Genomic DNA, 14282 nt, shown 5'->3' with positions numbered 1-14282 from the left:
CGCGCGATCCGTCAGCGGGTGCGCCCGGTTCCCGCGTGATCGCGCCTGCCCGCTACCTGTGGCTTGCCCTGCCCGGCTCCGGACGGCATTGCGTGGCAATTAGTGTTCCCCTCGGACCGACAAGTGTCAATCGAAGTTTCTCTATCGCGAGGCGGTCCCGGGGCTCGGCGGGGAGCGGCGATCCGTCTACAGTCGTCACACCGTCCCTGAAGAGCACGGAGCGCCTGTGGCAAGCCCGTTCGACATCGACGAGATATATCCGGACGACGGAGATCACGAACTCCGGCTGCCCAGGCGGCAGGTGGGCAACTCCCCCCAGGGGGTCGCCGTGACCCTGTTGGCGGACTACACCCTGCGGACCCGTGTCCCCCTGCCGTCCGCCGCCATCGTGGCGCTGCTCGGAGAGACCGGCGTGACGACGGCCGGGGCGCGCACCGCGATCAGCCGGCTGGCCCGCCGCGGGGTCCTGGAGGGCAGCCGACTGGGGCGCCGCAGCTCGTACCGCCTCAGCCGCGCAGCGGCGGCCAGCCTCTCCGCGGGCGCCCACTGGATCCTCGCCTCCACCACCTCGACGGTGCGATGGGACGGGTGCTGGACGGTTGTCGCCTTCTCGCTGCCGCAGGAGCTGAGCACGCAGCGACGGGCGCTGCGGGCTCAGCTGCGGTGGCTCGGCTACGCGCCGCTGTACGACGGGCTGTGGATCTCGCCGCGCGAACTGAACGCTCCGGCTCGGGCTCGGCTCGACCAGCTCACCCTCGGTGCCGTGACGGTGTTTCGCGGCCGACAGACCCCGCTCGGCTCGGCGGCTCATCGTGCCCCGATCGAGGCCTGGGACATCCAGGCGATCAGCCGGAGCTACGACGCGTTCCTGCGGCGCTGGACGCCGCTGCTGCCCGCTGTGGTGTCCGGGGAGGTCGACGGGGTTGCCGCGGTGCGGGCGCGTACCGAGGTGATGGACACCTTCCGGCGGTTTCCCGTACTCGATCCGCAGTTGCCCCTGGAGCTTCTTCCGCAGGGGTGGCTCCGGCGGCCGGCGCAGGAGTTGTTCGCGGCCGTCTACGACGGCCTCGCCGCGCCCGCCGAGCGGCACGTTCGGGCGGTCGTCGCCCGGTTTGCCGACGGCACACAGCCCGACATCCGGGCACACACCACCGCCGACATGCTCGCCGGTGTACGCGTCGAGGCGAGCCTGGCCGAGCATGGGCACGGCGGTTCTGCCGGCTGACGAGAATTACGTGGATCGTGCCGATGGCGCACTCGGGGTCTGGGGTCGGCGCGCTTGGCGATGACGCCTACGGGCAGCTGATCAAGGACGGTCTGGATCGGCTGGCGCAGGAGCTGACCTCCACGTAGGCGCGCGTTGCCGATAAGGACGACCTCTGGTCGCCGGATCGCCTGCCCCGCCGCCGCCCGTGCCCGGTCTCGCTTGCTAGCTGTGAGCGATAACAGAGCCACCCTCAGGCGTCTTTCGGTAGCGCCGTGGCGCGGCCGTTCCGGCAGGTCGCGCGGCGAATGACGCGGATCCTCGCAGGCGGCGGGTGGTGATCGGGGCGAGGTGTTCCGGCGCGTCGGCGTGAACGGCTCATTTCGTCTTGACGAACGACATGTTATCGCTCACTCTCGATATAGAGGACGATCGTTTCGTTGGGTTCACCGGGCGGGCCCTACGCGTCGTTTCTCGGTTCTCGGCGTCCATCCGGGCAGGCGGACGTCACCTCAGGGCTCCCGGCGGTGCCGGCGAACGCCTTCCCCAACCATGTGCGCCGGCACCAGGGGCCGTCCTGACTGAAGTGGCACATCACCACCACCGATGCACCCACTGAGAAGGAACGACATGAAATCACCGAGAACGTTGCTGGCGGCGGCGGCCCTCGCCGTCGCCCTCACCACCGGTATGACCGTGGCGCTGACTCCCGCAGCCGGCGCCGGCACGACCCTGAAGGCGGCCGCCGCCGAGAAGGGCCGCTACTTCGGCGCGGCTGTCGCCGTCGGCAAGCTGTCGACCAGCGCCTACACGACGATCCTGAACCGTGAGTTCAACAGTGTCGTGGCCGAGAACGAGATGAAGTGGAGCTCGACCGAGCCGCAGCAGGGTGTGTTCACCTACTCCAGTGGTGACCGCCTGGTCAGCCACGCGCAGGCCAACGGCATGAGCGTTCGGGGTCACACGCTGCTGTGGCACCAGCAGCAGCCGGGTTGGGCCCAGGGCATGTCGGGTAGCGCGTTGCGCAACGCGGCGATCAACCACGTGACCCAGGTGGCGACGCACTTCCGGGGCAAGATTCACTCGTGGGACGTGGTGAACGAGGCGTTCGCCGACGGTGGTTCGGGTGGGCGTCGTGACTCGAACCTGCAGCGCACCGGTAATGACTGGATCGAGGCGGCGTTCCGGGCGGCGCGGGCGGCGGATCCGGGTGCGAAGTTGTGTTACAACGACTACAACACCGACGGGATCAACGCGAAGTCGACGGGGATCTACAACATGGTGCGGGACTTCAAGTCCCGTGGTGTGCCGATCGACTGTGTGGGGTTCCAGTCGCACCTGGGTACCTCGCTGGCCGGTGACTACCAGGCCAACCTGCAGCGTTTCGCCGATCTCGGTGTGGACGTGCAGATCACCGAGTTGGACGTGATGACCGGTGGCAACCAGGCCAACATCTACGGCGCCGTCACCCGCGCCTGCCTGGCGGTCTCGCGCTGCACCGGCATCACCACCTGGGGGGTACGCGACTGCGACTCGTGGCGTGGCTCGGACAACGCGCTGCTGTTCGACTGCAACGGCAACAAGAAGGCCGCGTACAACGCCGTCCTGGACGCCCTCAACGGCGGCTCCACCCCGCCCACCACGCCCCCGCCGGGCACCGGGGTGGACACCAGCGCCTGGTACGTGCTGCTGAACCGGAACAGCGGCAAGGCACTGGACGTGTACGCCTCGGCCACCAGCGACGGCGCGCGGATCAGCCAGTGGACGCGCAACAACGGCAACAACCAGCAGTGGCAGTTCGTGGACTCGGGCGGCGGCTACTACCGGGTGAAGTCGCGCAACTCCAGCAAGGTGCTCGACGTCAGCAACTTCTCCACCGCCGACGGCGGCGCGATCGTGCAGTGGTCCGACCTCAACGGCACGAACCAGCAGTTCCGACTCGCCAATTCGTCTGATGGCTATGTGCGCCTGATCAACCGCAACAGCAACAAGGCGGTCGAGGTGCAGGGCGCGTCCACCGCCGACGGTGGCAACATCGTGCAGTACGCCGACTGGGGCGGCACGAACCAGCAGTGGCAGCTGGTCCGGATCGGCTAGTCGCTGCCATTGCCTGAGCTGGGGGAGAAGGGCTGCCGGCCGACCGGGATCCGGCCGGCGCCCGCCCCGGCGAGGTGTGACGACCGGTGGCCCGTCCCCGGGTGGGGGCGGGCCACCGCGACCATCAGGTAGTCGTTTCGGGCCACGATTCGAATCGATGACAGTCATTTGACGTATGACGTCTTTGCCGCTAATTTTCACCAGCGGGCGACGCGGCAGCCGGGAGCCAGGGCGTCGCGCCGCGCGGCTCGACGCGGCCTGCTCCGAAGCCCGGATCGCGGCATCGCCATCGACGTGCGCCGAAGGCCGCAGGATGCCCGCACAACACCCCCAGACGTGCTGACGCCACCACCACGACGCCGGCACGCACGCCAGGGCACCCGCGGCTCTCCGCTCCTGGGTGACCCCGATCGAAGGAGTGGACATGAAAGCCCTCGGTGAGGCTCGTCCCGCCTCTCGACAGAGACGTCGCTGGCGGTCAGGGTTGGCCGCTGCTGCGGCCACGGTCATGGCAGCCAGCACCCTCGTCGCCGTCAACGCGGCGCCCGCGGCGGCAGCGACAGTGGACACCAACGCCTGGTACACCCTGGTGAACCGGAACAGCGGCAAGGCGTTGGACCTGTACGCCTCGGCCACCAACGACGGTGCGCGGATCAGCCAGTGGACGCGCAACAACGGCACCAACCAGCAGTGGCAGTTCGTGGACTCCGGGGGCGGCTACTACCGGGTCAAGTCCCGGCACTCGGGCAAGGTGCTCGACGTCAGCAACTTCTCCACCGCCGACGGCGGGGCGATCGTGCAGTGGTCCGACCTCAACGGGACGAACCAGCAGTTCCGGCTGGCCGACTCGGACGGTGGCTACGTCCGGCTGATCAACCGCAACAGCAACAAGGTCGTCGAGGTGCAGGGCGCGTCCACCGCCGACGGTGGCAACATCGTGCAGTACGCCGACTGGGGCGGCACCAACCAGCAGTGGCAACTCGTTCCCGTCGGCGGCAGCAACCCACCGCCGACCGGCGGCAGCGGGTGCGGCAAGGCGCCGACGCTGGCCAGCGGCACGCACACGATCCAGAGCAACGGCAAGAGCCGAACCTTCATCCTGCGGGTGCCCGCCAACTACAACAACAGCAACCCGTACCGGCTGATCTTCGCCTTCCACTGGCGGGGCGGCACCATGCAGGAGATCTCCTCCGGCGGCACCAGCGGGGCCGCCTGGTCCTACTACGGGCAGCAGGAGCAGTCGAACAACAGCGCGATCCTGGTGGCGCCGCAGGGATTCGGCAACGGCTGGGGCAACTCCGGCGGTGAGGACATCACCTTCGTCGACGACATGATCAGCCGGATCGAGAGCAGCCTCTGCGTCAACCCGAGGCAGCGGTTCGCGCTCGGCTTCAGCTGGGGTGGCGGCATGAGCTACGCCGTCGCCTGCGCACGGGCCACCGTCTTCCGGGCGGTCGCTGTCATCTCCGGCGCGCAGATCAGCGGGTGCAGCGGCGGCACCCAGCCGATCGCGTACTTCGGGCTGCACGGCATCTCGGACAACGTCCTGAACATCTCCCAGGGCAGGGCGTTGCGCGACACCTTCGTCCGCAACAACGGTTGCACCGCCCAGAACCCGCCCGAGCCGGCCGGCGGCAGTCGTACGCACATCACGACCGCCTACTCCGGTTGCCGGGCCGGCTACCCGGTGCAGTGGGCGGCGTACGACAACGGTCACATGCCCGGCCCGGTGGACGGCACCTACGCCGAGAGCGGCATCACGACCTGGACCAAGGGTGAGATCTGGAGGTTCTTCGCCCAGTTCTCGTGACACTGATCGGCGCAGCCGGCGGCGTCCGCTCCCGTACCCCGGGGGTGGGCGCCGTCCCGGCTGGGGTGGCGGTCAGCGTTCGAGGCGGGCGGGGCTCCCCGAGCCGTTGCGGCGGACCAGCCAGGCCTCGGTGATGTGGGTGAACATCGCCTCGGCGGCGCCGTTGGCGTCGTGGGCGGCGATGCGTTCGTAGATGCGTCGGTGGCCCTGGTTGGACGCCACGCACAGGGCGCGTTCCGTCCGGCCCATGTACCGGGCGGTGTTGATCACCTGGCTCTCCAGCGCACGGACGACGCCACGAGCGATGCGGTTCCCCGACGCCTGCATGATCGTGTCGTGGAAGGCCCGGTCGTGGTCGTGATAGGTGACGTGGTCGTCGACGAGCTCGTCCATCCGGTCGACCATGGCCCGCAGGCGCTCGATGGTCTCGGTGTCGGCGAGGCGGGCGGCGACGTTCGCCATGTCGGACTCCAGCACCCGCCGGGTGACGACCAGGTCGTCGAGGATGGCGAAGCTGTCGTCCACGGCGATGGTCGCGGCGAGGACGAGCTCGTCGAGCATGTCCCAGTGTGCCGGTGGGGTGACCATGGTGCCGGCGCCCTGGCGGACCTGCACCAGCCCCTTCTCCTGGAGGATCTTCACTGCTTCCCGGACGACGGTCCGGCTCACCCCGAAGGTCTCGCAGAGGATCGGCTCGGGAGGTAGGGACGTCCCGGACGGGTGTACGCCGCGGACGATGCGCTCCACCAGTTCGGCGGTGACCGCCCTGGCGAGGTTGGTCGGCCGACGCACCCACGCCGGGGTCGCCGGGCTGTTCAGGGCTGTCTCCCGTGGTGGCGTCATGTCCCCCTCCGAATGGCTCGCCGTGGCACGACGTCCGGATCAGTGTACGGCCGGGTGTTGACGTCACACGTCATACGAGTTACGTTCCCGTCAACATTGGCTCGCGGGGCACCCGCCGGCCACCCCCCATATAGAGGTGACAACATGAGACAGCGCGCAATGTGGTCGGCCGTCCTCGTTGTGGGCCTGGCCCTGGCCGGTTGTGGAAGTGCTAGCGATTCGGGCAAGTCAACCAGCTCGGACGGCAAGTTGGTGGTGTGGGACTGGAAGTCCGGCGAGCCGTTCGCCAAATCCTATCTGGACAAGGCCAAGGCCGACTTCAAAAAGAAGCACGCCGACGTCGAGGTCGAGTTCGTCGCACAGCCCTTCGATCAGTACTACACCCTGCTCGGTGCGGCGATTCAGTCCGGCAAGGGCCCGGACGTCATGCTGTTCAACGGTGGCGGCCAGATCCGCGACCGGGTGGACGCGCTGGTGCCCCTCGACGAGTACGTGGCCGAGGACAAGCAGCGGCTGGCCGGCTGGGAGGCGTTCACCAGGGACGGCAAGACCTACGCCGCCCCGGTGACGCTGCAGGGTTACCCGATCTACTACAACAAGGCGATCTACCAGAAGGCCAACCTCGACCCGGCGAGCCCTGCCACCACCTGGGACAAGTTCGTCGCCGACTGCGCGGCCATCGCCAAGGCCGGTTCCAAGTGCTTCGCCCTCGGCAACAAGGAGGGCGTCGGCATCCAGTTCTGGATCTCCAGCATGGGCTCGACGACCCTCACCGCCGCCGAGTACGACGCCTGGATCGCCGGCAAGCGCGACTGGAACTCGGCCAACGTCAAGCGGCTCTTCCAGCTCTGGAAGGAGACCGGCGACAAGAAGATGAACAGCGACGGGGCCAACTCGACCGCCATGTTCAACGACTCCTTCGCGCTCTTCCAGTCCGGTAAGGCCGCCCACGTCATGGGCCTGATGTCGGACGTGGGTCACTGGCAGGACTTCAACGAGTTCCTCACCCCGGAGAAGCTCGGCGTCATGAAGGCCCCGGTCGTCACCGCCGGCACCACCCCGAGCCTTCCCTACGACGGCGGCATCGGCTACGCGGTCGCCAAGTGGACGAAGGACCCGAAGATGGCCGCCGACCTGGCGCGCTCGCTGAGCTCGGCCGAGGCGTTGAAGGCCTTCTACGCTGACGCCGGCGCGATCGCCGCCGACACCACCATCGACGTGTCGGCGGGCGGCCCGGCGGTCTCCACGATCGTCGGTGAGCTCAAGAGCGGCAAGCCCGCTCTGCACGTGGCGCTCTCCTCGAAGACGATCGACCTGATGGGGCGCCTCTCCCAGCAGCTCCTCAGCGGTTCGATCACCGTCGACGAGGTGGTGAAGCAGTTGGCCGCTTCTGACCAGGCGGGCTGACCTCGTGCCAATGGGAAACACGCAACCATCGGTCCGTCCGGCTTCGGCCGGACGGGCCGGCGGGGCGGCAGTCACCCCCGCCGCCGCCCATCGCAGCGGCGCACGACCGCGTCGCGCCCGTGGCGGCCCGGGGGCCGAGCGTTACGCCCCCTACATCCTGGTCGCCCCGGCCGTCCTGATCATCGTGCTGCTGCGGCTCTACCCGCTGATCCTCGGCGTCAACTTCTCCTTCACCGGCGACGGCGCGCAGAACGGCACAGCGGTCGGATTCGGCAACTACCGCGAGCTGTTCGCGGACCCGCTGTTCCGGACCGCGCTGAGCAACGTCGGGCTTCTGGTGCTGCTGCTGCCGGTGGCGGTGGCGATCCCCGGTCTCCTCGCGACGTTCATCTACCTGCGGGTGCCGGGTCACCGCTTCTACCGCAGCGTCTACTTCTTCCCGGCGGTGCTCTCACCGGTCATCGTCGGTGCGATCTTCAACCTGCTGCTCGCCTTCGACGGCCCGCTCAACGCCGTGCTCGGGTCGGTCGGTGTCGGTCCGGTGGACTGGCTCGGAGACCCGGACATCGCGATGTTCATGGTGGTGGGCGTGCACATCTGGGCCACCTTCGGGATGGCGCTGGTGGTGTTCCTCGCCGGCTTCGCCACGCTGGACGCCGCGCTCCTGGACGCCGCCCGGGTGGACGGGGCGTCGCTGCGTCAGGTCGTCTGGCACGTGGTCGTTCCGAGCCTCGCCCGGACCATCCAGTTCGTCTTCGTGACCACGATGATCGGGATGCTGACCTCGATGTTCGGGTTGCTCTTCGTGATGACCAGCGGCGGCCCGGAGGGCTCGACGTACCTGCCGGAGTACTACATCTGGATCCAGCAGGGCCAGATGAACCGCCCGGCCCTCGCGTCGGCAGCGTCGACGATCCTCTTCGTGATCATGCTGGTGGTGGGGCTCATGCAGATCAAACTGCTGGAACGAGCGGGGAAGGAGGACTGATGTCTCGCATCCGACTGGGACGGTGGCTGATCGCCGTCCCGATGGCACTGCTCGCGCTGGCGACGATCTACCCCCTGCTCTTCACCGCCAACGTCGCGATGAAGACGCGGCGCGACTACATCCTCGACCGGTTCTCGCTGACCGACGCGCTGCGCTGGGAGAACATCAGCATGGCGTGGAGCAGCGTCGGCATGGGCCGCTACTTCGTCAACTCGCTGTTCGTGGTGACGGCGTCGGTGCTCCTGCTGCTGCTGTTCGGGTCGATGGCCGGCTTCGCCCTGAGCCAGCTGCGGTTCCGTGGCTCATCGGCGTTGTTCCTGGGTTGCCTCGCGGGGCTCTTCATCCCGTTCCAGGTGATCATGGTGCCGCTCGCCCGGATCATGGCCGACACCGCGCTCATCGACACCTACCCGGGCCTGATCCTGGTCTACGTGGCCCAGTTTCTGCCCTTCACGGTCTTCCTCATGACGAGCTACTACAAGGGCATCCCGCCGGAGATCGTGGACGCCGCGCGGATCGACGGCAGCACCGTGTACGGGGTGTACCGCCGGATCATGCTGCCCCTGGGCACCCCGGCGCTGTTGTCGGTCGGCATCCTCAACGCCCTGTTCTGCTGGAACGACGTCCTCATGGCGCTGGTGATGATGCCCTCGGCCGACCACCGGACGCTCATGATCGGGGTGACCTCGTTGCGCGGGCAGTACTCCGACAACATTCCCACCTTCGCCTCGGGTGTGCTGATCGCCGCGATACCCGTCCTGTTGGTCTACCTGTTCCTCCAGCGCCAAATTGCCGACGGCGTCGCCGCCGGTTCCACGAAGGGTTGACATGCGGATCACGGGATATCGGACGCTCACGACGGTCCAGGAGTGGGGGCGACCCGTCGGCGACGCCAACGGGGTGTTCGCCGACGGGGTGGTCCCCGTCTCGATCGTCATCGTCGACACCGACGAGGGAATCTCGGGAATCGGCCTCGGGCCGCACGTCGAGATAGAGCGGATCTTCGCAGCCGTCGAGGGCGAAGACCCCCGTGCCGTGACGTCCCTGTACGACCGCATGTTGCGGCACACCTTCAAGGCGGGCCACGCGGGGCCGGTGTTCGGCACCATCGGCGCGCTGGACACCGCGCTCTGGGACATCAAGGCGCAGGCCGCCGGCGAACCGCTGTGGCGGCTGCTGGGCGGAAGCGACCGGCGGGTCACCGCCTACGCGTCCGGTCTGGACATCGGGCTCACCGACGACGAACTCGTCGCGGAGTACGAGGTCTACGCGAGCCACGGCCTCCGGGCGGCCAAGCTCAAGGGCGGGCTCGACATCGAGCACGACAGGCGCCGCCTCGGGCTGGTCAAGGAGGTCCTGACCGAGGCCGGGAAGGGGCAGCGGCCGGGCCTCATGCTCGACGTCAACGAGGCGTGGACGCGCAAGCAGGCTGTCCGGCACGTCTGCGAACTGGAACGTACGCTGGATCTCATCTGGATCGAGGAGCCGGTCCGGCGTTGGGACGCCGAGGGTCTCGCCGCGGTGAGCCGGGGCGTGTCCGCGTCGGTAGCCACCGGCGAGAACCTCACCGGGCTCGAACAGTACCGTCCGCTGATCGCCGCCGGCGCTGTCGACATCGTCCAGATGGCGGCCGTCTGGGGGGTCACCCACTTCCTGCGGGCGTCCGCCCTGGCCCACGCCCACGACCTGCCGGTCAGCCCGATCGGCAACAGCCCGATCGGGCTGCTGCACGCCGCGACCTCGGTGCCGAACCACCTGACGAGCGAGTTGCAGGACCTGCACCCGCCGGTCGGCGTCTCCCTCGACCTGCACGTCGAGGATGGCGCCTTCATCCTCGGTGACACACCGGGGCTGGGGGTCCGAGTGGACGAGGACCGGATCCGGGCGGCCAACCGCCGCCCGCAGGCGCAGACGGCCGACAGCCCCAACGTCCGGCCGGAGCGGGCCGGTCGGCGGCTGCTGGCCGGTGTCGACGGGGTGATCCCCACACGTCAGGTGCCGGTCACGTCGCTGCACCCCCACAATGACGTGTCACCGACCGCACGGCACTGAGCTGACCGACAGAACAGGGAGACGTGGGTGCATCGCGACGGCGGTGCACCCACGACCATGCCCGGTCGGCACGACCGACGTACCGACCGTCGAGACGGAGGAACGATGAAGGCAGTCGTCTACCGGGGGGCGCGAAACCTCGGAATCGAGCACCGCGACCCGGAGCCACCGGGCCGGGGTCAGGTACGCATCGAGGTGGCGTACACCGGGATCTGCGGTACGGATCTGCACATCTACCACGGCGACATGGACGCCCGGGTTGGTGACTCCGCCGTCATCGGGCACGAGATGTCCGGCCGCATCGCGGCCCTCGGTGAGGGCGTGACCGGCTGGGAGGTCGGTCAGCCGGTCACCGTGATGCCGACCCGGCCGTGTGGACGCTGCGCCGCCTGCCAGCGGGGCAACTCCCACGTCTGCCACGCCATGAACTTCCTCGGCATCGACTCACCGGGTGCCATGCAGTCGTCCTGGACGGTGCCGGTGGAGCTGGTCCTGCCACTTCCGCAGGAGTTGCCCCTCGACCACGCGGCGCTCGTCGAGCCGGTGGCGGTCGCCGTGCACGACGTACGCCGGGGGAACGTGACCGCCGACGACCAGGTGGTCGTCGTCGGTGGCGGACCGGTCGGCGTCCTCATCGCCACCGTCGCGCGCAGCCGTGGCGCGCGGGTCCTCCTCGTCGAGCCGGACCCGTTCCGCCGCGAGGTGGCCGAAGGGATCGGGGTCGAGGCCGTCGACCCGCTGTCGACCGATGTCGTGGCGCTGGTCAACGACCGTACCGACGGCGCGGGCGCCGACATCGCCTTCGAGGTGTCCGGCTCCGCCGCCGGTGTCACCACGGCGGTCGACGTCCTCACCACCCGTGGGCGGCTGGTGATGGTGGCGATCCACCCCCAGCCCCGGGAGGTCAACCTGCACCGGTTCTTCTGGCGTGAGCTGGAGCTCCTCGGCGCCCGGCTGTATCAGCGCGACGACATGGTGGAGGCGATCCGGCTGGTCGCCTCGGGTGCGATCCCGGCCCAGCGGCTCATCTCCCGGATCGAGCCGGTCGAGTCGGCCAGCGCAGCCTTCGCGGCGCTGGAGGGTGGCGGCGTGATGAAGGTGCTGCTCGACGTGCGGGAGGGTAACCAGTGACGGCCCTGTTCGACCTGTCCGGACGGACCGCCGTGGTGACCGGGGCGCGGCGCGGTATCGGTCTCGCCATGGCCGAGGCGCTGGCAGTGGCCGGTGCCGACATCGTGGGCGTCTCCGCGCAGCTCGAAGCCGACGGCAGCGAGGTCGAGCGTCGGGTGCGCGCCGCCGGCCGCCGGTTCACCGCGTTGCGGGCCGACCTCGGCGACCGGGCGGCCGTGCACCGCCTGGCCCGCGACATCATCGCGCTCGGACCGGTCGACATCCTGGTGAACAACGGCGGCACGATCGCCCGGACCCCGGCCGCGGAGCACCCGGACGAGATGTGGGACCAGGTGATCGAGGTGAACCTCAGCAGCCAGTTCATCCTCAGCCGGGAGATCGGCCGGACGATGGTCGAGCGCGGCCGAGGGAAGATCGTCTTCACCGCGTCGCTGTTGAGTTTCCAGGGCGGCATCACCGTCCCCGGTTACGCCGCGTCGAAGTCCGGCGTGGCCGGCCTCACCAAGGCGCTGGCGAACGAGTGGGCGGCCCACGGGGTGAACGTCAACGCCATCGCGCCCGGCTACATCGCCACCGACAACACGCAGGCGCTGCGCGACGACCCCGATCGCAACCAGGCGATCCTCGGCCGCATCCCGGCCGGGCGGTGGGGCCGGGCCGACGATCTCGGCGGCGCCACGGTGTTTTTGGCGTCGTCCGCGTCGGACTACGTCAACGGCGTGGTGCTGCCCGTCGACGGCGGCTGGTTGGGCCGATGACGGGCGCACCGGAGCCCGGCCGCGCCGGGATCGTCGACGCACACCACCACCTCTGGGTCCGGGCCCGGCACCCGCAGTCGTGGATCGACCCGGTGACCATGGCGGCCATCGACGCCGACTTCGAACCCGCCGATCTCGCGCCGCTGGCACGGGGGGCCGGGGTCACCGCGACAGTGGTGGTGCAGTCCATTCCCTCGGTGGCGGAGACGGTGGACCTGCTGGGCATCGCGGCCGAGGACACAGTGATCCGTGGGGTCGTCGGCTGGGTGGACCTGACCGCCGACGATGTCGCGGAGCGCCTCGACCGGCTACGGTCCGCCCGGGGCGGGGAGCGTCTCGTCGGCATCCGCCACCTCGTGCAGTCCGAGACCGACCCGGCGTACCTGGACCGCCCGGACGTCCGCCGGGGGATCGCCGCGGTGGGGGCCGCCGGCCTCGTCTTCGATTTGTTGGTACGCCAGCACCAACTCCCCATGGCCGCGCGCCTCACGCGCGACCTGCCCGAGGTGAGCTTCGTCCTCGACCACCTGGCCAAGCCGGCGATCGGTCGTCCGGAGATGGCGCAGTGGAGCCGGGACCTGCGGTCGTTGGCGGCCTCGCCGAACACCACGGCGAAGCTCTCCGGGCTGGTGACGGAGGTGCCGGGTTCGGCCTGGACGCCGGGGGACCTGCGACCCGCCGTCGAGGACGCGCTGGACGCGTTCGGGCCGGACCGACTGATGTTCGGCTCGGACTGGCCGGTCTGCCTGCTCGCCAGCTCGTACCAGCGGTGGGTGGACACCGTGGCGGAGCTGCTGGACGGCCAGGACGCGGCCGACCAGGCGTCGGTCTGGGGCGCGACGGCACGCCGCGCCTACGGGCTGGAGACGTCATGATGACGCGTGCGCTGCCGCGCCGGCCGGGGACACGTCTCACCGAGCTGGGCTTCGGCGCGGCCCAGGGAGGCAACCTCTACCGGGCGACGACGGACGAGGAGTTCGCCTCGGCCGTCGACGCCGCGTGGGAGGCGGGCGTCCGGTACTTCGACACCGCGCCACACTACGGTCTCGGGCTGTCCGAACGCCGCCTCGGCGCCGCGCTGCGCCAACGGCGGCGCGACGAGTACGTGGTGTCGACGAAGGTCGGGCGGCTCCTGGTGCCATCGCCCGAGGACGCGCACCTGCGGGACTCCGACGGGTTCGACGTGCCAGCGACCCATCGGCGGGTGTGGGACTTCAGCCGCGACGGCGTTCTGCGCTCCATCGAGGCCAGCCTGGACCGGACCGGGCTGGACCGGATCGACATCGTCTACCTGCACGACCCGGACGACCACTGGGAGCAGGCCGCGCACGAGGCCGTACCCGCCCTGGTCGACCTCCGCGACCAGGGTGTCGTGGGTGCCATCGGCGCTGGCATGAACCAGTCGGCGATGCTGGCGCGGTTCGTGCGGGAGACCGACGTCGACGTGATGATGTGCGCCGGGCGGTACACCCTGCTCGAACAGGGCGCTGCCGGTGACCTGTTGCCGGCCGCCGAGGACCGGGGGGTGGGCGTGGTCATCGCGGGCGTCTACAACTCGGGTCTGCTGTCGCGGGACCGGCCGCCGGCCGACGCCGTCTACAACTACCAGCAGGCGCCGGCGGCGGTGATCGAGCGGGCGCGGCGGATCGCCACGGTCTGCGAGACGCACGGGGTGACCCTGCCGCAGGCGGCACTGGCCTTCGTCCGCCGGCATCCGGCGGTGGTGTCGACGGTGGTCGGCGTCCGCAACGAGGCGCAGGTGGCGGAGACGGTGCGACGGTCCGGGGTCGTCGTGCCGGAGGAGTTGTGGGAGGACCTGGCGGCGGCCGGGCTGCTCGCCGAGCCGCCCGGTCGGCGCTCCCCGGCCCCGCCCGACTGACGGCTGCGTTCGCCTCTGCCGCCCACCAGTGGGTGCGACGGTGACGACGACGTCCCGGCCGGGACCGGTTCCGTTCCTCGGAGACCGGTCCCGACCGGGACGTCAGCTGTTAC

12 protein-coding genes are annotated in these 14282 nt (G+C 69.6%); 11 read left to right on the top strand and 1 reads right to left on the bottom strand.

Features of this window, described 5'->3' with window-relative positions; all coding sequences use genetic code 11:
- The first annotated feature begins 226 nt into the window (after nt 1-226).
- The 3 genes from KBX26_RS14845 to KBX26_RS14835 all read left to right on the top strand — a co-directional run bounded on the left by KBX26_RS14845 (nt 227) and on the right by KBX26_RS14835 (nt 5111).
- Complete coding sequence (locus tag KBX26_RS14845) at nt 227-1225, top strand: PaaX family transcriptional regulator C-terminal domain-containing protein (RefSeq protein WP_210857602.1); 999 nt, start codon at nt 227-229, stop codon at nt 1223-1225.
- A gap of 609 nt (nt 1226-1834) precedes the next feature.
- Nucleotides 1835-3301, top strand: a complete 1467-nt coding sequence (locus KBX26_RS14840; RefSeq protein WP_210865648.1) for an endo-1,4-beta-xylanase — start codon at nt 1835-1837, stop codon at nt 3299-3301.
- 424 nt (nt 3302-3725) lie between these two features.
- Nucleotides 3726-5111, top strand: a complete 1386-nt coding sequence (locus KBX26_RS14835; RefSeq protein WP_210865647.1) for an RICIN domain-containing protein — start codon at nt 3726-3728, stop codon at nt 5109-5111.
- Nucleotides 5112-5183: 72 nt separating this feature from the next.
- Here KBX26_RS14835 and KBX26_RS14830 read toward each other — a convergent pair whose 3' ends face one another.
- Nucleotides 5184-5954 (bottom strand): FadR/GntR family transcriptional regulator, encoded by a 771-nt coding sequence (locus KBX26_RS14830; protein WP_030333841.1) that lies wholly within the window; start codon nt 5952-5954, stop codon nt 5184-5186.
- 144 nt (nt 5955-6098) lie between these two features.
- Between KBX26_RS14830 and KBX26_RS14825 the strand changes: the two genes are divergently transcribed.
- The 8 genes from KBX26_RS14825 to KBX26_RS14790 all read left to right on the top strand — a co-directional run bounded on the left by KBX26_RS14825 (nt 6099) and on the right by KBX26_RS14790 (nt 14169).
- Nucleotides 6099-7361 carry an ABC transporter substrate-binding protein gene (locus KBX26_RS14825; protein WP_210865646.1) on the top strand — a complete coding sequence of 421 codons (1263 nt, stop codon included), beginning with the start codon at nt 6099-6101 and terminating at the stop codon, nt 7359-7361.
- Between the two features lie 10 nt (nt 7362-7371).
- Nucleotides 7372-8349, top strand: a complete 978-nt coding sequence (locus KBX26_RS14820) for a carbohydrate ABC transporter permease (RefSeq protein WP_247674970.1) — start codon at nt 7372-7374, stop codon at nt 8347-8349.
- Nucleotides 8349-9176: a carbohydrate ABC transporter permease gene (locus tag KBX26_RS14815; protein ID WP_030333847.1), complete on the top strand. Its 828-nt coding sequence runs from the start codon at nt 8349-8351 to the stop codon at nt 9174-9176. The genes KBX26_RS14820 and KBX26_RS14815 overlap by 1 nt, the downstream gene beginning before the upstream one ends.
- A gap of 1 nt (nt 9177) precedes the next feature.
- A complete protein-coding gene (locus KBX26_RS14810; protein WP_051708622.1) occupies nt 9178-10401 on the top strand; it encodes a mandelate racemase/muconate lactonizing enzyme family protein in 1224 nt (407 codons plus the stop codon).
- A gap of 105 nt (nt 10402-10506) precedes the next feature.
- The gene (locus tag KBX26_RS14805; protein WP_030333851.1) at nt 10507-11532 is read left to right on the top strand and encodes a (R,R)-butanediol dehydrogenase; all 1026 of its coding nucleotides are present in this window, start codon (nt 10507-10509) and stop codon (nt 11530-11532) included.
- Nucleotides 11529-12290 carry a 2-dehydro-3-deoxy-D-gluconate 5-dehydrogenase KduD gene (kduD, locus tag KBX26_RS14800; protein WP_030333853.1) on the top strand — a complete coding sequence of 254 codons (762 nt, stop codon included), beginning with the start codon at nt 11529-11531 and terminating at the stop codon, nt 12288-12290. Before KBX26_RS14805 ends, kduD begins: the two co-directional genes overlap by 4 nt.
- Nucleotides 12287-13165 carry an amidohydrolase gene (locus tag KBX26_RS14795; protein WP_210865645.1) on the top strand — a complete coding sequence of 293 codons (879 nt, stop codon included), beginning with the start codon at nt 12287-12289 and terminating at the stop codon, nt 13163-13165. Before kduD ends, KBX26_RS14795 begins: the two co-directional genes overlap by 4 nt.
- Nucleotides 13162-14169, top strand: a complete 1008-nt coding sequence (locus KBX26_RS14790; protein WP_210865644.1) for an aldo/keto reductase — start codon at nt 13162-13164, stop codon at nt 14167-14169. The genes KBX26_RS14795 and KBX26_RS14790 overlap by 4 nt, the downstream gene beginning before the upstream one ends.
- Nucleotides 14170-14282: the final 113 nt, after the last annotated feature.

This window comes from Micromonospora sp. C97 (assembly GCF_018070385.1).
In the GTDB taxonomy this organism is placed as follows: domain Bacteria; phylum Actinomycetota; class Actinomycetes; order Mycobacteriales; family Micromonosporaceae; genus Micromonospora; species Micromonospora parva.
This window is presented reverse-complemented; position numbering and strand designations above follow the sequence as displayed.